15 protein-coding genes and 1 tRNA gene are annotated in these 16,570 nt (G+C 63.0%); 8 read left to right on the forward strand and 8 right to left on the reverse strand.

Annotated features, from left to right (window positions below; all coding sequences use genetic code 11):
- Positions 1-32: 32 nt before the first annotated feature.
- Positions 33-593 carry a hypothetical protein gene (locus tag ACIQTS_RS09795; protein WP_105657813.1) on the forward strand — a complete coding sequence of 187 codons (561 nt, stop codon included), beginning with the start codon at positions 33-35 and terminating at the stop codon, positions 591-593.
- Between the two features lie 246 nt (positions 594-839).
- Positions 840-1,331 (forward strand): hypothetical protein, encoded by a 492-nt coding sequence (locus ACIQTS_RS09800; protein WP_402473051.1) that lies wholly within the window; start codon positions 840-842, stop codon positions 1,329-1,331.
- A gap of 182 nt (positions 1,332-1,513) precedes the next feature.
- On the opposite strand, the gene ACIQTS_RS09805 is transcribed toward ACIQTS_RS09800, so the two are convergent.
- A complete protein-coding gene (locus tag ACIQTS_RS09805; protein WP_332727439.1) occupies positions 1,514-2,917 on the reverse strand; it encodes a PLP-dependent aminotransferase family protein in 1,404 nt (467 codons plus the stop codon).
- On the opposite strand from ACIQTS_RS09805, the gene ACIQTS_RS09810 reads away from it, so the two are divergent.
- The 3 genes from ACIQTS_RS09810 to ACIQTS_RS09820 all read left to right on the forward strand — a co-directional run bounded on the left by ACIQTS_RS09810 (position 2,916) and on the right by ACIQTS_RS09820 (position 5,335).
- Entirely contained in the window at positions 2,916-3,860 is a 945-nt protein-coding gene (locus tag ACIQTS_RS09810) for a DMT family transporter (RefSeq protein ID WP_402473053.1), read from the forward strand. The genes ACIQTS_RS09805 and ACIQTS_RS09810 overlap by 2 nt on opposite strands.
- Positions 3,857-4,795 carry a dihydrodipicolinate synthase family protein gene (locus ACIQTS_RS09815; protein ID WP_402473056.1) on the forward strand — a complete coding sequence of 313 codons (939 nt, stop codon included), beginning with the start codon at positions 3,857-3,859 and terminating at the stop codon, positions 4,793-4,795. Before ACIQTS_RS09810 ends, ACIQTS_RS09815 begins: the two co-directional genes overlap by 4 nt.
- 93 nt (positions 4,796-4,888) lie before the next feature.
- Complete coding sequence (locus tag ACIQTS_RS09820) at positions 4,889-5,335, forward strand: VOC family protein (protein ID WP_105657817.1); 447 nt, start codon at positions 4,889-4,891, stop codon at positions 5,333-5,335.
- Positions 5,336-5,392: 57 nt separating this feature from the next.
- Here the strand turns inward: ACIQTS_RS09820 and ACIQTS_RS09825 are convergent, their stop codons facing one another.
- Positions 5,393-7,408: an acyl-CoA dehydrogenase gene (locus ACIQTS_RS09825; protein ID WP_402473060.1), complete on the reverse strand. Its 2,016-nt coding sequence runs from the start codon at positions 7,406-7,408 to the stop codon at positions 5,393-5,395.
- A gap of 46 nt (positions 7,409-7,454) precedes the next feature.
- Entirely contained in the window at positions 7,455-8,114 is a 660-nt protein-coding gene (locus tag ACIQTS_RS09830) for a TetR/AcrR family transcriptional regulator (protein WP_402473063.1), read from the reverse strand.
- Between the two features lie 75 nt (positions 8,115-8,189).
- Here ACIQTS_RS09830 and ACIQTS_RS09835 point away from each other — a divergent pair, with 75 nt between their 5' ends.
- From ACIQTS_RS09835 to ACIQTS_RS09845, 3 genes are read left to right on the forward strand one after another with little or no spacing between them, the layout of a single operon-like run.
- Positions 8,190-9,485: an acetyl-CoA C-acetyltransferase gene (locus ACIQTS_RS09835; protein ID WP_105661261.1), complete on the forward strand. Its 1,296-nt coding sequence runs from the start codon at positions 8,190-8,192 to the stop codon at positions 9,483-9,485.
- Complete coding sequence (locus ACIQTS_RS09840) at positions 9,485-10,822, forward strand: 3-oxoacyl-ACP reductase (RefSeq protein ID WP_332486288.1); 1,338 nt, start codon at positions 9,485-9,487, stop codon at positions 10,820-10,822. The genes ACIQTS_RS09835 and ACIQTS_RS09840 overlap by 1 nt, the downstream gene beginning before the upstream one ends.
- Positions 10,823-11,677: a MaoC/PaaZ C-terminal domain-containing protein gene (locus tag ACIQTS_RS09845; protein WP_105657822.1), complete on the forward strand. Its 855-nt coding sequence runs from the start codon at positions 10,823-10,825 to the stop codon at positions 11,675-11,677. It abuts the gene before it with no gap.
- A gap of 62 nt (positions 11,678-11,739) precedes the next feature.
- Here the strand turns inward: ACIQTS_RS09845 and ACIQTS_RS09850 are convergent, their stop codons facing one another.
- The 5 genes from ACIQTS_RS09850 to ACIQTS_RS09870 form a co-directional block, all read right to left on the reverse strand.
- A complete protein-coding gene (locus ACIQTS_RS09850; RefSeq protein WP_402473067.1) occupies positions 11,740-12,933 on the reverse strand; it encodes a glycosyltransferase in 1,194 nt (397 codons plus the stop codon).
- Between the two features lie 67 nt (positions 12,934-13,000).
- Positions 13,001-13,978 (reverse strand): alpha/beta fold hydrolase, encoded by a 978-nt coding sequence (locus ACIQTS_RS09855; RefSeq protein WP_105657824.1) that lies wholly within the window; start codon positions 13,976-13,978, stop codon positions 13,001-13,003.
- A gap of 132 nt (positions 13,979-14,110) precedes the next feature.
- Positions 14,111-14,194: transfer RNA gene (locus ACIQTS_RS09860), tRNA-Leu, on the reverse strand.
- 228 nt (positions 14,195-14,422) lie between these two features.
- On the reverse strand, positions 14,423-15,067 hold the full coding sequence (locus ACIQTS_RS09865; RefSeq protein WP_105657865.1) for an NADPH-dependent F420 reductase: 645 nt from the start codon (positions 15,065-15,067) through the stop codon (positions 14,423-14,425).
- Between the two features lie 82 nt (positions 15,068-15,149).
- Positions 15,150-16,430 carry an Nramp family divalent metal transporter gene (locus ACIQTS_RS09870; protein ID WP_105657825.1) on the reverse strand — a complete coding sequence of 427 codons (1,281 nt, stop codon included), beginning with the start codon at positions 16,428-16,430 and terminating at the stop codon, positions 15,150-15,152.
- Positions 16,431-16,570: the final 140 nt, after the last annotated feature.

Consider the following 16,570-nt stretch of genomic DNA (forward strand, 5'->3'; position numbering starts at 1 on the left):
ACCTAATTCCTGCAGAATCGGAGAATCACCCCGTGGACGTCTTTATCAAGGGCCCTTCCAAGCGCGATGTAGCCGGCATGAAAGCGGCCTTCGGCGAGGTGGAAGCCGGGGACGTGATCTCGGTGCTCTACAAGACCGCCCGCTTCGGCAACTTCCTGATCTCCGGTGCCGCGCACGCCACCGTGCTCGATGACGTCATGGTCGGCGGGCTGAACGCGGCCGCTGCCAAGAAGAAAGCCAAAGACGCCGACGGCGGCGAAACCATGGCCCGCCAGCCTGATAAGGACGTGCGCTCATTCCCCGCAGTCTTCGAAGGCGAGTTCGCCCCGGAAGACGTTGAAGTTTCCGAGCTGTCCCACGGCGATTTGGTTGCCGCATCCTTCAGCCAGGAACCCTACGGTGATTTCGTGATTACCGGCGTGGTCACCGAGGCCGAAAATGATCGCGGCTACCTGATGGTCGGTCCGTGGATCCTGCAAACCGCCGACGGCGCGCCGCCGCGGTTGCTGTCGGTTCAGCGCGTGGCGGCCAACGGCACGCACGTGGCCCCGGTGCCTACGCGCCGCGGCCTGGTCGAGGTAGACGGACTGTAGCCAGCAAAGAGTTCAACAGGCCCCGGTGGATGAAATTATTTTTCATTCACCGGGGCCTGTGCCCTTCTTTGGGTCGTTGGGGTGCAGCGAACTGATTATTGCTTTCAAAACCTACGAGGCGCGCGCATGATTATGACTAACTTAGCCAAGTGAATCGGCCCGTGTTTCGTGCCGCTTGTATCTTGGGCTGTCCAGGCGGACTCAGGATGTGTCTTATTTGTCCTTCCTCATCGCTACGATCCGAATATGGATAAGTTTATGGACTCAATCGGGCAGCTGCGTTTGAGCCGGAAGTTCAACTGGTTTAACGCCACCGAGCTTGATGCCTTCTTGGAGGATGAAGTGGCTCCGGAGGAAATCTGGTGGGGCACCAGCCGGCATGACGAGCTGCATAAGCTCGAATCGGTGGCCCAGATCCCCTCAATATTGCGCATGGTCCGTGAATGGGGAGAAAACTATTCCTTTGAAAACAATCCGATGACCAAGTATGCCCAAGGCACCAAGCTTTCTGATGGGAACTACACTTTGGAGCTCGCTGTCGTTGGCCATCAGGCATGCAACATCAGGGTCGGCTACGGTGCCGACCCGGACTTTCTGTCGAGCCATCCTGATACGGACATGGAATTCGAAGGCCCACAATCCTTGAACATCGCCCAGGTCAACGAAGTGCTCGGCCAGTGGTTGCTAGGCCGAGGTCTTCCCGCCGGGTATGGCGGCAGCATCCATATCTACGGGTAGCCCACAACGCTGAAAACGGTACTGGGAAGCCTTCTGGCATCCTGAGTACGAGGAACATGCCGCGACGCTGGCAAATGCCTTGCCGGTCGAAACGGAGTTGATGATCGCAGGCACTGTCCTCGACCAACGGACCTCGCAGCCCTACGAAGACCAGGTATGTTGGTTAGCTCTTCGCATTGGACCTAGCCGCGCAGCACCTGGCCGATGATCTCCACTCCCTGGCTGAAGGCTCCGGGATTCGGGCCGGCAAAGTTCAACCGCAAAAAGCGTCCGGTCGGCTCGGCAGGGAACCAGCTGTCGCCGGCCGCGATCGCTACACCGCGCAGCTCGCAGTCGCGCACCAGCTGTGCCGGATTAGCTGTATCGGGCAGCCGTACCCAGAGGTTCAGCCCGCCTCGGGGGATCTGTTCAACCTGGGCTTCGGGCAGATGCTGCGCCAAAGCATCCAGGACCAGGTCCCTGCGGGTTGCCAGCTGCTGGCGCACGGAGCGCAAATGGGTGCGCCACCCGGGTTGCGTGACCACATCCAATGCGACCGCTTGCAGCGGGCCGCTGACATACATCGATTGCGCTTGGTTGTCGGCCAGGATCCGTTCACGTGCCGGGCCCCTGGCAATTACCCCGGCCACGCGCACTGCTGGGGAAACGCTCTTGGTCAGGGATCGCAGATACACCACATGGCCGCTGTCATCACGGGCGGCGACCGGTGAAGAATCCACGTCGATCCCGAAATCCTTGGCCCAGTCATCTTCCACCAGGAACGCGCCGCGATGCTTCAGGATCTCCAGTACCCGCAGCGAAACCTCGGGCGACCAGCGGGCGCCGGTGGGGTTGGCGAAATTCGGGTGCGCGTAGAAAGCGCGAGCCCCGGTTTGCTCGAAAGCACGGTCCAATACCTCGGTGTCCGGACCGTGCGGCCCAGCGGGAATGGGGATGAGCTGCACGCCGACCTGCGCGGCAGCCAGGATGGCGCCCCAGTAGGTGGGGGATTCGATGAGCATCGGCTTTCCGGACCCAACCAGCGAGCGGAAGATCGACCCCAGTCCGCTTTGGCTGCCCGGGAGCACGACAACATCGCTGGCCGCCGGGGCGCTCAGTCCCGGCGCGGTGATCGCCCCGAGTTCGCTGGCGAACCAGCTTTGCAGCTCCGGCAATCCCGCGGCTTCGGTGCGCTGGAGCACGGCGTCGCTGCGTGCAACTCGGGCGAAGGCGCTGCGCACCAGGCGTTCAGGCAGCAGCTCGCGATCCGGGTATCCAGAATGCAAGGAGATGACGTCATTGGGTGTCGCCCGCTGGGCGGCGGCCAACTCCGGCAACGGGCGATGGACGACCCCCAGCGCGGCGGTTTGCCAGGCGTAGTCGTGCGCCCGGGCTACCGGTTGCTTGCGGATGAAGGTGCCGATACCGGGGCGTGACTCAACGACGCCTTGGCCGATGAGCGTGCGCAAAGCCTTTTGCACCGTGACCGGGCTGACTTCGTGTTCCGCCACCAGAGCACGCGTGGAGGGCAACTGGCTCCCGGCAGGGGCTGCCGCAATCCACTCTTGGAGTTTCGCAACCACACGCTCACTGCTACTGTTAAACATGAAGCTACATAGTACCGCTACTGTCAATAATCGACAACCGCTATCCACCCCGGGTGCCGGACTGCTCTGGGGGCTACTGGGCGTTCTCGCTTTCTCCTTCACCGTGCCCTTCACCCGCATCGCCGTAGAGCACGGCCACCTGCATCCGCTGTTTGCCGGTGCAGGGCGATCGGTGATCGCCGCAGCGCTAGCCATCGGCGCACTCTGGTTGACCGGCCAGAAATTTCCTACGCGGCCGCAATGCTGGCGGCTGCTTGTCGTCGCCGGGGGAGTCGTCGCCGGGTTTCCGCTGCTGACCTCTTTTGCAATGACCTCGGCTCCGGCCAGCCACGGTGCGGTAGTCATCGCCATCTTGCCTGCGGCGACGGCAGTTGCCGCAGTGCTGCGCACCAAGGAACGCCCGAGCACCAGGTTCTGGATTGCGGCAGCTGCCGGGGCACTGGCCGCCCTGGCTTTTGCGGCTGTGCAAGGTGGCGGGCTGGGCGGGCTGCACGGAGCAGACCTGCTGCTTTTCGGCGCCGTACTGGCTTGCGCTATCGGCTACGCGGAAGGCGGCCTGCTCTCGCGCGAGCTCGGCTCGTGGCAAACCATCTCCTGGGCGCTGGTTCTCGCATCTCCGGTGATGTTGACGCTCGCCACCGTCTCAGCGGTCCAGCACCCGCCCACGGCGACACCCGGCGAGTGGGCCGCCTTCGCCTATCTCGGTGTCGTGAGCATGTTCTTGGGCTTCATCGCGTGGTACCGGGGATTGGCCATCGGGCCGATGGCGCAGGTGAGCCAGGTGCAATTGGCGCAACCGGTGATGACCATCTGCTGGGCGGGCTTGCTGCTGCACGAACCCATCGGTTGGCCCACCGTTGTGGGCGGATGCGCGGTCATCCTCTGCGCACTGCTCGCCGTAAGATCGAGGAACCAGCGCATCACCAAGGAGAACGGATCATGAGCTTGGCAGCGAAGAACAACGCGGCGCCGGCAACTGCGTGGACCGGGCTCAGCGCCTTCCCGCTCACGCCCTTGCGCGATGACCGGCTCGACGAGCCGGCATTCATTGGCCTGGTGCAGCGGCTAGTGCGGGCCGAGGTGGATTCGATCACCGTGCTGGGCTCAACTGGCTCGTATATGTACCTGGATCGCGCCGAGCGCCGGCGCGTCATCGAGCTGGCCGTGCAGCATGCGGACCGGATCCCAGTGCTTGCTGGCGTGGGTGCGCTGCGCACTTCCCGCGTCCTGGAACATATTGGCGATGCCCGGGACGCCGGTGCCGTCGGCGTGCTGCTGGCCCCGGTGGGCTATCAGCAGCTGAATGACGATGAGGTCTTCGCCCTGTTCAAGGCGGCCAGTGAACACAGCGAGTTGCCGGTCATTGTCTACGACAATCCCCGGACCACCCACTTCGCCTTCAGCAACCGGCTCTACGGGCGTATCGCGCAGCTGCCCGGGATCGTGTCAATCAAGATTCCCGGGGTTCCGGCCGATCCGGTGCAGGCCAAGGAGCATGTGGCCGCAATTCGTGCGGTGCTGCCCGAACACGTGGGTATCGGCGTATCGGGCGACGCTTTAGGGGCAGCTGGCCTGATCGCAGGATGCAACGCGTGGTTTACCGCGGTGGGCGGAACCGTTCCGGCTCCGATGGTGGCAATAACCCGTGCCGTGCAGGCAGGAGACCCGCAAAAGGCGTTGGCGATCTCAGTGAGACTGGAGCCGCTGTGGGAGCTGATGGCACACTGCGGCGGGAGCCTTAGGATCAGTGCCGCCATCGCCGAGCATTTCGGCTGGGTAGCTGAAGATTGCTTGCCGCTGCCGGTTCAGGCGGTGAGCCCGAAAGAGCGGGAGCTGGTAGCCAAGGTGGTGGACGAGCTTTCACTGGGGGCTAGCTAGTTTGCCGGTGCCAAAAGGCAGCGGCGATCTGGTTCGCCGCCGTCCATCGGGGTAGGCTGTGGCGTACCTTCGAGCGAAAGCGAACCGATTCCCATGCCGCGACCCATTCGATTCGACCATGTAGGCATCACCGTTGCCGACCTCGAGATGGTGACCGGCTTCTTTGTCAGCCTGGGGCTGGAAGTGGAAGGCCGGGCGAACGGGCTTGAAGGCGAGTTCCTGGAGACCGTCTGCGCTGTTCCCGACTCGCGCACGAATATCGTGATGCTCAAGGCTCCCGGATCCAATGTGGGAATCGAGCTGTCGAGTTTCGAAAGACCAGCGCACCTGCCGGGAAACCGTGCGGCGATGGCCAATGAATTGGGACTGCGTTCGATCGCTTTCGAGCTCGATGACCTGCAGGCCACGGTGGATGACTTGAACCAGCACGGCTATCCGCTGATCGGCGGCATCGGACACTATGAAGGCGTGTGGAAAATGGCATACATTCGCGGACCTGAGGGGATCATTGTGGCGCTGGCCCAGCGCTTGAACGGTTAACCACCCGATGCCCGCACCCAGAATGCTTTGGGATACGGGCATCGGCGTGGCTACGGGTTAGCCCTTGGCTTTCTGCAGCGACTTTTCGCTGACCGGCGCGTCATCGCTGGCGCGCAGCTTGCGGAAGTACTCCATGGCCTCGTCCTGGCGCTCGGCTTCGCCGCCCGAGGAGATGTCCGCGCGCAGGTGGTCCTGGGTGTAGGCGAAGGCCTCGACCAGGTCCTGTGCGTGCGGGCGCAGGCGGGCGAGCAGGCGGTTGAGGTAGCCGGGCAGGGTGCGGGCACGCTGCATGGAGAGCAAGCCGTGGGACAGGTACCAGCCCAGGTCGTCTTCGACCAGGCTCAGGGCGAAGACATCGCGCAGCCAGGTCAGCACCTCCTTGGTGGCAGCATCGCCGGTCTGCTCCAACGCGGCGGTGAACGCTTCCCAGCGCAAGAGCTGGCCGTGGTCGCGTGCCGCGGAGATCAGCAGGTCCTGGTTCTCGTTGAATGCCGCGGCGCCCTTGGCCTTGTCCTTGCCGGCAGCACGCAGGGCGCCGGCAACTTCGGCCACCTTGGTGTTGATGCGGTCGGTGAGCAGGGCACGCTGGTTCTCCGGGTCCTTGAAGAAGTTGGCGCTCTTGCGCTCATCGGAGATATCGGCGAAAGCCTGGCCGACGCTGCGCAGGCCCGAACGGTGCAGCGCAGTGGTGCCCACCTGCTTGGCCACGTACAGAGCCATCGCGCCGGTGTCCAGCTTGCGGAATTCGGCGGCGTAGTCGGTGAGCAGGCGCTTGCCCACCAGCTGCAGCAGCACGTTGTTATCGCCCTCGAAAGTCACGTAGACATCGAGGTCAGCGTAGAGCTGGGTGAAGCGATTCTTGGCGATGTACCCGGCGCCACCGCAGGCCTCGCGGGCCTCCTGCAAGGTGTCCAGCGCATCCCAGGTGCTCAGCGGCTTCAATGCAGCGGCCAGGGTTTCCAAATCCTGGCGGTCCGTGTCGGTGTCTTCGCGGCCGGAGAAGACCGCGTCGAACTTCTCCAGCAGCCCATCGTGGGCGAAGGAGGCAGCGTAGGTGCGGGCCAGGCGGGTGATCAACCGGCGCTGGTGGCGCTGGTAGTCCAGCAAGGTGGTTTCCTCGGTGTCCGAGGTTGAGTTGAACTGGCGGCGCTGGTTGCCGTAGGTGATCGCGATCTGCAGGGCGATCTTCGAGGCGTTGGTGGCGGCGCCATCAAGCGATACGCGGCCCTGGACCAGGGTGCCGAGCATGGTGAAGAAGCGGCGTCCCGGGGAGGGAATCGGCGAGGAATAGGTGCCGGTTTCATCCACGTTGCCGTAGCGGTTGAGCAGGTTGGTGCGCGGCACGCGGACGTTGGTGAAGTGCAGACGGCCGTTATCGATGCCGTTCAGCCCGCCCTTCAGACCGTCATCTTCGCCTCCGATGCCTTCAAGGAAGTTGCCTGCTTCATCGCGGATCGGCACGTAGAAGCAGTGCACGCCGTGGTTCACGCCCTTGGTGATCAGCTGCGCGAAGACGGTGGCGGCCTTGCCGTGCAGGGCGGCGTTGCCCAGGAATTCCTTCCAGGCGGCCTTGAACGGAGTATGGATGACGAACTCATCGGTGGCTTCGTCGTAGGTAGCGGTGGTGGCAACTGCGGCCACATCGGAGCCGTGGCCGATTTCGGTCATGGCGAAGGCGCCGGGGGTGTCCAGGTTCATCGCCCCTGGCAGCCAGGCCTTGTGGTGCTCTTCGGTACCCAGGTGCAGGATCGCCCCGGCGAACAGGCCCCACTGCACACCGGCCTTGATCTGCAGCGACGGGTCGGCGGCGACCAGTTCCTCGAAGGCGGCGATGGAGCCGCCGTGGTCATTCTGTCCACCGAATTCAGTGGGAAAGGCGCGCTGGACGGCTTCCTGCTGCACCAGGATGCCCAGCTGGCCCAGAACGCGTTCGCGGTGCTCATCCATGCCCAGCAGCGGGTCGCGCTGCAGCTGCGGATCCGCGGCGCGGGCGCGGGAGGCCTTGCGGATTTCGGCATAAGGACCGAAGAGCTGTTCGGACAGGGCGTTGACGTTGATGCGGTTCTCGCTCATGACGTACCTTTCATTCAATGGTGAGGCAGGGATGGATGCTGGTAATTCAGCGGGTCTTTGGTGCATTGGTGGAAGCGATGCCGTAAGCCAGCCAATTGGTCAGTTCTTCGGCCAGCGATTCCAAGCTCGGTTTCTGCTCCGAATCCGGTTGGCGCAGCCAGCGTTCGCCGGCGGCCCGAACCATGCCCAGCGCCGCGCGCGGCCACAGGTCCAAGGTGGCGGTGGTGGCTTGCTGGTCGTAGAGCCTGAGCAGGCGTTCACTGATCAAGGCGGAGGCTTCTTCGAAGAAGGTGGTCAGCGCCCCGGCTGCTTCATCTTCGGCCGAGCGCGGAGCGCTGGTGACGAAGAAGTAGAGGTTCGGGCTGTTGGTGGCCAGCTCCAAGTAGGCGGAGACCATGGCATGCAGCGCGCTGACTTCATCTTCCTTGGCTTGGCCTGCGGCGATGACGCGTTTGCGGAAGTCGTTGATGACCATGGCGCTCAGTGCCTGGCGCAGGCCTTCCTTGTCGCCGAAGTACCGGTAGTACACCGGCTTGGAGGTCTTTGCGTGTCCGGCAATGTCCTCCATGGAGACCTGGGGACCGAGCTTGTGCACGGCTTTGCGTGCCAATTTGAGCAGTTCCTCGTGGCGCGCGGTGCGATGCGCTTCCCAGCGAGCTGCCCGGCCGTCGGTCTCGCGGTCGATTTCCTCAGTGATCTTGTTCACGTAACTCAGAGTATCATGTACTCTTGGTTACAGTAATACTTGTCACACCAGAATATTTGTAGGAGTTCAACGAACATGAGCCAGCCTTCTGTGCGCAACGCCGTGATCATCGGTGGCAACCGCATTCCCTTCGCCCGTTCCAATACCGCCTATGTCAATGCGTCCAACCAGGACATGTTCACTGCAGCACTCGAGGGCCTGGTCGCCCGCTTCGGCCTGCAGGGACAGCGCATCGGCGCCGTCGCCGGCGGCGCGGTGCTCAAGCATTCCAAGAACTTCAACCTGATCCGCGAATCGGTGCTCGGCTCCTCGCTGGATCACGCCACCCCGGCCTATGACGTGCAGATGGCTTGCGCCACAGGCATGGAAGCCATCGGCTCGCTGGCCAACAAGATCAAGCTGGGCCAGCTAGATTCCGCCATCGGCGGCGGCGTGGACACCACCTCCGACGCGCCGATCGCCGTCTCGGATGCGCTGCGCGGCATCCTGATGGAGCTTTCCCGCGCCCGCAGCACCAAGGCCAAGCTCGCCGCGCTGGCCAAGCTGCGCCCAGGCCATCTGGCCCCCGCAGCCCCCGGCACCGGCGAACCGCGCACCGGCCTGTCCATGGGCGACCACCAGGCAATCACCACCAAGAAGTGGGGCATCACCCGCGAGGCCCAGGATGAACTGGCCCTGGCCAGCCACCAGAACCTGGCCGCCGCCTACGACCGCGGCTTCTTCAACGACCTGGTCACCCCGTTCAACGGCCTGTCCAAGGACAACAACCTGCGCGCCGACTCCACCATGGAAAAGCTGGGCAAGCTCAAGCCCGCCTTCGGCAAGAACCTGGGCGATGCGGCGACCATGACCGCCGGAAACTCCACCCCGCTGACCGACGGCGCCTCGGCCGTGCTGCTGGGCAGCGAAGAGTACGCGCAAGCCAACGACCTGCCAATGCTGGCCAATTTCGTGGACTTCGAAGCGGCAGCAGTGGACTTCGTGCACGGTGCCGAGGGCCTGCTGATGGCTCCGGCCTACGCCACCGCCCGGATGCTGGAGCGCAACAACCTCACCTTGCAGGACTTCGATTTCTACGAGATCCACGAGGCCTTCGCAGGCACCGTGCTCTCGACGCTCAAGGCGTGGGAGGACGAGGAATTCTGCCGCGAGAAGCTGGGGCTGGATGCCCCGCTGGGCGCCATCGACCGGTCGAAGCTGAACGTGAACGGCTCCTCGCTGGCCGCAGGGCACCCCTTCGCTGCCACCGGCGGGCGCATCATTGCCAGCACCGCGAAAATGCTGCATGAAAAGGGCTCGGGCCGCGCGCTGATTTCGGTCTGCGCCGCAGGTGGCCAGGGCGTCGTCGCAATTCTGGAGGCTCGCAGCTAATGGCGGACAAGTACATGGAACTGGTTAATTCCGGGATCACCAAGAAGCTGGCCACCCTGCTGGGCTTGCCGCGTCCTCCGCGCTTGCGCCGCTACAGCCCCGATGCGCCACTGCTGCCCGGCCCGGTGCTGGTGCTCGGTGCCTCGTCCAAGGCCCAGGACCTGAGCGACACCCTGGTCGCCTGGGGGCTGGATGTGCGCCGGCACGACGCCGGCGATGCCAAGCTCGGCGGGCTGGTGCTGCTGCTCGATGAACTCGAGCACCCCACCGAGCTGTCGCCGCTGATGCTGGCGGCCGGCCAGGCGTTGCGCAAGCTGCTGCCAGGTGGCCGCGTGGTGGCCTTCTCCCGTCCCGCCAGCGATGACGATGCGCCGGAGCTTTCCGCCGTGCGCCAGGGGATCGACGGCATCGTGCGCTCGATGGGCCGCGAAATGCGCGGGGGAGCCACCGCCAACGGCATCGTGCTTGCCCAAGGCACCAGCGTTGCCAGCCCTAGTGCGCTGGCCGCGCTGCGCTTCTTCTTCTCCGGGCGCAGCGCCTACGTGGACGGCCAGTTCCTTTCTGTGCGCACCAATGATGGCGTGCTGCCTGCCGACTTCGCCAAGCCGCTGGCCGGCAAGGTCGCGGTGGTGACCGGTGCCGCTCGCGGCATCGGCGCGGCCATCGCCAAGACGCTGTCCCGCGACGGCGCGCAGGTGGTTGTGGTAGATATGCCTGCTGCCGGCGAATCGCTAGCCAAGGTCGCCAACTCCATCGGTGCTACCGCCTTGCAGTTGGATGTCACCGCCCAGGATGCCGCCCAGCAGATCATGGATCATGCGATCGGCCGCCATGGCTCGCTGGATCTGGTGATCCACAATGCCGGTATCACCCGGGACAAGCTGCTGGCCAATATGGATGCCGGCCGCTGGGACTCGGTGATTGCCGTGAACATCGCTTCGCAGCTGCGCATGAATGAAGCCTTCCTGGCAGCCAAGCTGCCCGGTTTGCGCATCGTTTCGCTGGCTTCCACCTCCGGCATTGCCGGCAACCGCGGCCAGACCAACTATGCAGCCTCCAAGGGCGGGGTGATCGGCATGGTGCACGCCAGCGCCAAGCTGTTTGCAGAAAATGGCGGCTCCATCGCCGCTGTGGCTCCCGGGTTCATCGAGACCGAGATGACCGCGAAGATCCCGCTGGGTACCCGCACCGTTGCCCGCATGGTTCTGCCTTCGCTGATGCAAGGCGGTCTGCCGGTAGACGTTGCCGAGGCGATTAGCTTCCTCGGGTCCGATGCCGCAGCCGGGTTGAACGGCCAGGTCCTGCGGGTCTGCGGCCAATCGCTGGTAGGTGCCTAGATGGGTGCGCAGATCGTCACCGGGATTCCCTCGATGGCCTCGGTCTATGCCAAGGCCGTGAAGACCCTGAAGCGGAAGCCGAAGAACCCGGTGCTGCCCGAAACCGTCCTGGTCTTCCAGGGCGCCAAGGCCGATCCGGTGAAACTCGCCGAGTTCCGCCAGGCCGTAGGCGCGCCGATGAACGGCGTGCTGCCCAGCCTCTACCTGCACTCGCTGGCTTTCCCGCTGGCTATGTCCTTGATGGTGCAAGATGATTTCCCCATGCCGCTGCTGGGCATGATCCACCTGTCCAACCAGGTCGACGTGGACCAGCCGCTGGGGGAGCACGAAGCATTCGATATCGAGGTGCACAGCGAGAACCTTTCGGCCCATCCCCATGGGGCCACCTCCGACTTGGTGATGCGCCTCGTCGTGGACGGGCAGGACCGGGTGCTGCTGCGCAGCACGTTCTTGGCCAAGGGCGTGCGGCTCGAGGGCCGTACACCGGAGAAGAGCGCGCATCCGGCCTTTGCTGCACCGCAGCGTACCGCGAGCTGGAAACTGGATCAGGGAACGGGACGTCGTTGGGCCGCAGTAGCCGGCGACTACAACCCGATTCACCTGTCCGCGCTCAGCGCCAAGGCGTTGGGCATGCCAGCGGCTATTGCCCACGGCATCTATCTGGCAGCCCGGGCATTGGCGGGGATCGAACCAGCCAACGGAACGTACCACTGGAGCATCGAGTTCAAGACCCCGGTAGTGCTTCCGGCATCGGTTGACCTGGCCTTCCAGCCGCAAGCCGATGGATACAAGGTCCACGCGTGGAATGCACGCAAGTCCAAGCCCCACTTCGAGCTGGATCTGGTGCGCAGCTAGGCTCCACCGCTAGTGCCTTGGTCTTCAATGGATTTCCAATGAAGGCCAAGACACTATTGCGTTCAACGTACTTGGCGCTCGGACTGGGCGACACGGTAGCTGGCCAGGGTGGCCACGGCCGCGCGTTCCCAGGTGAAGAGGGCCGAATGTTCCAGCGCCCCATGTCCGGCAGCGGTAATCTGTTCAGGATCCCTGGCCAGTTCAAGCAGCTTAGCGGCCCAAAGCTGGGCATCAGGCTCGGTCATGAGCCAACCGGATTCGCCGTCATTGACGGCGTAGGCCAACCCTCCCACCGCATTGGCCAACACCGGCGTGCCGCAGGCCTGCGCTTCGGCCGCCACCAACCCGAAAGTCTCGGAGAGCGACGGTACCGCAACGACGTCGGCATTGGCGAAGACGAGCGCCAGCTTCTCGGGGGAGAGCGGATCGAAGAACCGGACGACGTCCTCCAAGCGGTGGCGTTGGACTTGCGCTGGCAGGTCGTAGTGCGTTGCCCCGGACAGCGCGCCGAACAGCGATGCGGTAATGCGCAGGGCTGGATCCTCGCGACGCGCGATGCCCATGGCTTCGAGCAGAAGATGGGCTCCCTTCAGCGGTTGCATGCGCCCGGCGTAGACCAGGTGCAAGTCATCGTCGCCCAGAGGCCGGCGCAGCTTGTCCTGATCCGGGTGGAAGATGCGGTGGTTGACGCCCGGCAGGACGATGTCGAGCTTGTTCGAGTCCACGCCGTAGAAGCGCTGCAGCTGTTTCGCTTCGACGGGCGTGTTCGCGATGATGCGCGCGCAGTCGGCGAGCAGCTGCTTCTCTGCTTCCTTTCGCTTCCCCGGCTCGGGGAGACCTGATTCGTGTTCCTTGGCCGCAGCCGAGGTGTGCATCGAGACCAGCAAGGGAGCGGACCAGCGCTGCGCCAGTTGCAGCCCCACCATTCCGGAGAGCCAATAGTGCCCGTGGACGACATCGAACTTCACTCCGTGCAAGTGCGTTGCGATTTCCTCCGCGGCCTCGTCGATGATCGCCGGGAGCTGTTCCTTGGCAAGGTTCCGATGGGCAGCGATCTGCACCTGATGCATCCATACGCCCTCGCTGACCTGGAGCGACTCGGATTCGTTGGCGGTGCGCGTGAGCATGTGGACTTCGTGGCCCAGGGCGCCCAGCGCATAGGAAAGGTTCTGGATGTACACGTTCATGCCACCTGCATCGCCGGAGCCCGGCTGCTGCATCGGTGAGGTATGCAGGGAAAGCATGGCTATGCGCATGTTCAGTACTCCAGTAGTGCTGTGCTAGTGACGGAATTTTTCGTTCAAAACTCCGCCTCTGATGCTATCAAGAAGCCAGGTCCAGCATGTTCGCGTTCGCCGACGTCCAGTGATCGACCATTTCTGCTCCGCCGTGGCCATCGGTCTCGCAGATAACCAGTGAGGAAGCTGGCCAGAGCTGGTGAAGTTTCCATGCCGTCATTGACGGTCCGGAAACATCGGCTCGTCCGTGGATCAAAACGGCCGGCAGGTTCCGGATCCCAGCCATATTCTCGATGATCGGCGGCTTGCAGAAACCATTATGGGCCCAGAAATGAGTGGTCAGCCGTGACATCGAATGCCGGAAGCGGCGGTCGTGCCAGCGCGGATCGCGGATTACCTTCTCCGATCCGAGGGAAATGTGGGTATCCTCCCACAGCGCCCATTCGCGGGACGCCGCATCGCGAAGTTCCAGATCGGTGGAGCCGAGCAGTTGCGCGTAGGCCTCGACCAGTCGCAGTTCACCCGCCGCGTAGGCCGGAATGTGGCTGCTGGCGAATCGCGAGAAGCGGTCCCATGCTTCCGGGAAAAGCGCTCCAACAGTTTCGGTGATCCATTGGACTTCTTCACGGCTCGTTGTCGTGACGGCGAAAAGCACCATGCCGACGACGCGTTCGGGATGGGCCTGTGCGTAGGCGAGAGCCAAGGTCGAGCCCCAGGACACGCCATTGATAATCCATTTCTCGATACCCAGCCCGACACGCAGCGTTTCGATATCGGCTATCAGCCGCTGGGTAGTGAATTCTCCCATGTCCGTATCCGCAGCGGCTGCCGAGGGGAGAGAACGTCCGCAACCGCGCTGTTCAAAACCAATGAGGCGAGTACGGGACAGATCCCAGCGGTTCCGGTAGCCGCTCGCGCCGAGTGTTCCTCCTGGTCCACCGTGCAGGTGCAGTGCCGGGATTCCCTCGGGACTGCCGAACTCTTCCCAGTACAGCTGGTGGCCATCATCAGTTGGCATGAGCCCCTGCTGGGCGGGGATGTTGCCCGGGGAAGAGTCAGTCATATAAGCACTTTACGGCAGCGCACGTGCAAGCGCGGCGGAGGCATGCGCCGCATCCTCAATCGAGGGCTGGGATCCGTTCGGATTAAATAAAGAAATCCCCGGTTGACCGAAGTCAACCGGGGATTCTACCTGTGCGCGAAAGGGGACTTGAACCCCTACCCTCTTGCGAGGACTAGCACCTCAAGCTAGCGCGTCTACCTATTCCGCCACCCGCGCAGGTTGTCTGTTGTTCGCGTTGTTATCGCTGGCAACGAAGTAAAACTTTACCACCCCCAGCAGGGGATTTCCAATCGGGAAACTCCCCGCAACTGGAGGGTGAAAACCCCGGAATTCCGCGGGAAAACCGGGATTGAGTAGAGGTTTAAGGTAAAAAATCAGAAAATCAGTGTCGAGCGTCACAGGAATATGATGCGATCTGCCTAGTGAAACGCGGGTTTAGCGGTTCTACTGCGAAGATGGGCCGAGCCTGGCGGACAGCGTTGCCGCATCGAGAACTTCGTTGAAGATCGCGCCACCGGGTTCCAAGCCGCGGCCCGCGGCCAAGTTGGGCAGGAGGACCGGAGAGAAACCCAGGGCGACGGTTAGTTCCGAAACCGTCTGGGCATCCTGCTTGTTATCCGAGGCGACGCCCAAGGCGCGTTGCGCGGATTGCTTGGTTGCCCGATCCGCGTCCATGTCCCAATGGCTGATGTGATTGAGGGCTTTGACCACGCGAGAGCTCTTGAAATGGGTTGCAATGCCTTCGGAGCTGGACAAGCCAGCGTCAAGTGATGTTTCCAGCCAGTCGGGAAGCGGCTCGTCTTCCCAGCGATTGGTCGCATCCACCAGCAAGATGCCAGCCAGGGATGGGACATCAATGTCGTCGAGTTCCTCTTGGGGCACCATGAGCACCACCAAATCGGCATCCTCGGCAATGTCTTCGGCCAGTACGGCGGTGGCATGCGATGCGTACTGTGCCAGGTGGTACTTCATCATCCGTGGAGGCCTGGAACCTGCGATGCGTACGTCGATTCTGGCCGATGCTGCTGCGCGGGCGAGGGCTGTACCGGCTCGTCCCGCTCCGAGGATTCCAATCCGCTTGATGCTCATAACCTCCAGCCTAAACGCGAAAGCCATGGCGGCATGCAATTCAATGCATGCCGCCATGACTTCTGGACCTAGTGAAAGGCCATCAGCTCCAGAGCGGAGCCAGGGACTTGTACAGCTGCTGTACACCCAAGATGATGAACAGTACTGCGGTAATCGCCAACGCGGTGTTGGTGTGCCAGCGGTTGGCCCATTCCTTGGGGATGCGCTTGCCATTGAGCAGGCCCAGGAGGGTGACCGCCAGGAATGGCATGAACAGCGCACCGAGGACGCCGTAGGCCAGGATCAGGGCAATTGGCTTGTCCAGCAAGAAGAGCACCATTGGCGGGAAGGTCAGCCACAGCACATAGAACTTGAAGTACTTGCCACCGGTCAACGTATCCGGGTGGTTTGCCGGCTTCTTGCGCATATGGCCCCAGAAGTCGGCGAACATCAGCGAAACGCCATTCCATACGCCGATGATCGACGAGAAGGACGCGGCCCAGAAGCCAATGAGGAAGCCGTTGCCTACGACATCGCCATATTCGGCTTTCAGCACGTCGCCCAGTTCCAGCAGGCCCTTGTCGCCACCGGAGATGGTCACGCCGGCGGCGCGAACAACTTCCGCGCCCACGATCAGCATGGCCAGCACGAAGACGCCGGTCATGACGTAAGCCATGGAGTTGTCGATGCGCATGACCCGCATCCACTTAGGGGTGTACCAGCCTTTCTCGCGCAGCCAGTAGCCGTAAGCGGCCAAGGTGATGGTACCGCCGACGCCGCCAGCCAACGCCAGGGTGTAGACCACGCCGCCTTCCGGAATCATCGGGATCAAGCCCTTGAGCATTTCCGGAATGTTTGGCACAGCGATGAAAGCCAAGCCCACCACGGTCACGAACATGATGCCCACCAGTACAGCGGTGATCTTCTCGAAGAAGCTGTACTTTCCGAACCAGACCATCGCGAAGCCCAGCAGGCCCATGAGCACTGCCCAGATCTTCAGATCCACTGCCGGCATCAAGGCGGCCAGCGGCAATGCAGCGGAACTCATCGCTGTAGCGCCGTAAACGAAGCCCCAGATGATGATGTAGGGACCGAAGTACCAGGTGGTCCACTTGCCCAGGGTCTTCCAACCCTCGAAAATGGTTTTGCCAGTTGCCAGGGTGTAGCGGCCGGCGCCTTCAACCAGAACAATCTTCAGGATTACGCCGACAATCACTGCCCAGAGCAGCGCATAGCCGTACTGGCTGCCTGCTACTAGTGTGGCAACCATGTCGGCTGCGCCAACGCCGGTCGCCGCAACGACCAGTCCCGGGCCAATGACTTTCCAGCGCGGTGGGCCGCCACCGTCTAGGTCGGCGCGTTGCGCCTGGATGTTTTCGCTCATTTGATTTTCCTTTTGCCACAGTGCGATGCCGCCGCGGAGTCGCATCGGCAGTGACGCGGACCACGGGGGTGTGAGATCGTATTCAATCTTGGTAGTGATCTTTCTTACTGGCAAACTCTCAGTCAAGTACTAACACTTTC

It is taken from the genome of Glutamicibacter sp. NPDC090743 (assembly GCF_044769125.1).
Taxonomy (GTDB): Bacteria; Actinomycetota; Actinomycetes; order Actinomycetales; family Micrococcaceae; genus Glutamicibacter.

Bases quoted from the DNA above. Each gene is read 5' to 3' on its own strand.
- ACIQTS_RS09800 (WP_402473051.1), top strand. From the start codon at position 840: ATGGATAAGTTTATGGACTCAATCGGGCAGCTGCGTTTGAGCCGGAAG.
- ACIQTS_RS09810 (WP_402473053.1), top strand. From the start codon at position 2,916: ATGAAGCTACATAGTACCGCTACTGTCAATAATCGACAACCGCTATCC.
- ACIQTS_RS09805 (WP_332727439.1), bottom strand. From the start codon at position 2,917: ATGTTTAACAGTAGCAGTGAGCGTGTGGTTGCGAAACTCCAAGAGTGG.
- ACIQTS_RS09815 (WP_402473056.1), top strand. From the start codon at position 3,857: ATGAGCTTGGCAGCGAAGAACAACGCGGCGCCGGCAACTGCGTGGACC.
- ACIQTS_RS09820 (WP_105657817.1), top strand. From the start codon at position 4,889: ATGCCGCGACCCATTCGATTCGACCATGTAGGCATCACCGTTGCCGAC.
- ACIQTS_RS09825 (WP_402473060.1), bottom strand. From the start codon at position 7,408: ATGAGCGAGAACCGCATCAACGTCAACGCCCTGTCCGAACAGCTCTTC.
- ACIQTS_RS09835 (WP_105661261.1), top strand. From the start codon at position 8,190: ATGAGCCAGCCTTCTGTGCGCAACGCCGTGATCATCGGTGGCAACCGC.
- ACIQTS_RS09840 (WP_332486288.1), top strand. From the start codon at position 9,485: ATGGCGGACAAGTACATGGAACTGGTTAATTCCGGGATCACCAAGAAG.
- ACIQTS_RS09845 (WP_105657822.1), top strand. From the start codon at position 10,823: ATGGGTGCGCAGATCGTCACCGGGATTCCCTCGATGGCCTCGGTCTAT.
- ACIQTS_RS09850 (WP_402473067.1), bottom strand. From the start codon at position 12,933: ATGCGCATAGCCATGCTTTCCCTGCATACCTCACCGATGCAGCAGCCG.
- ACIQTS_RS09855 (WP_105657824.1), bottom strand. From the start codon at position 13,978: ATGACTGACTCTTCCCCGGGCAACATCCCCGCCCAGCAGGGGCTCATG.
- ACIQTS_RS09865 (WP_105657865.1), bottom strand. From the start codon at position 15,067: ATGAGCATCAAGCGGATTGGAATCCTCGGAGCGGGACGAGCCGGTACA.
- ACIQTS_RS09870 (WP_105657825.1), bottom strand. From the start codon at position 16,430: ATGAGCGAAAACATCCAGGCGCAACGCGCCGACCTAGACGGTGGCGGC.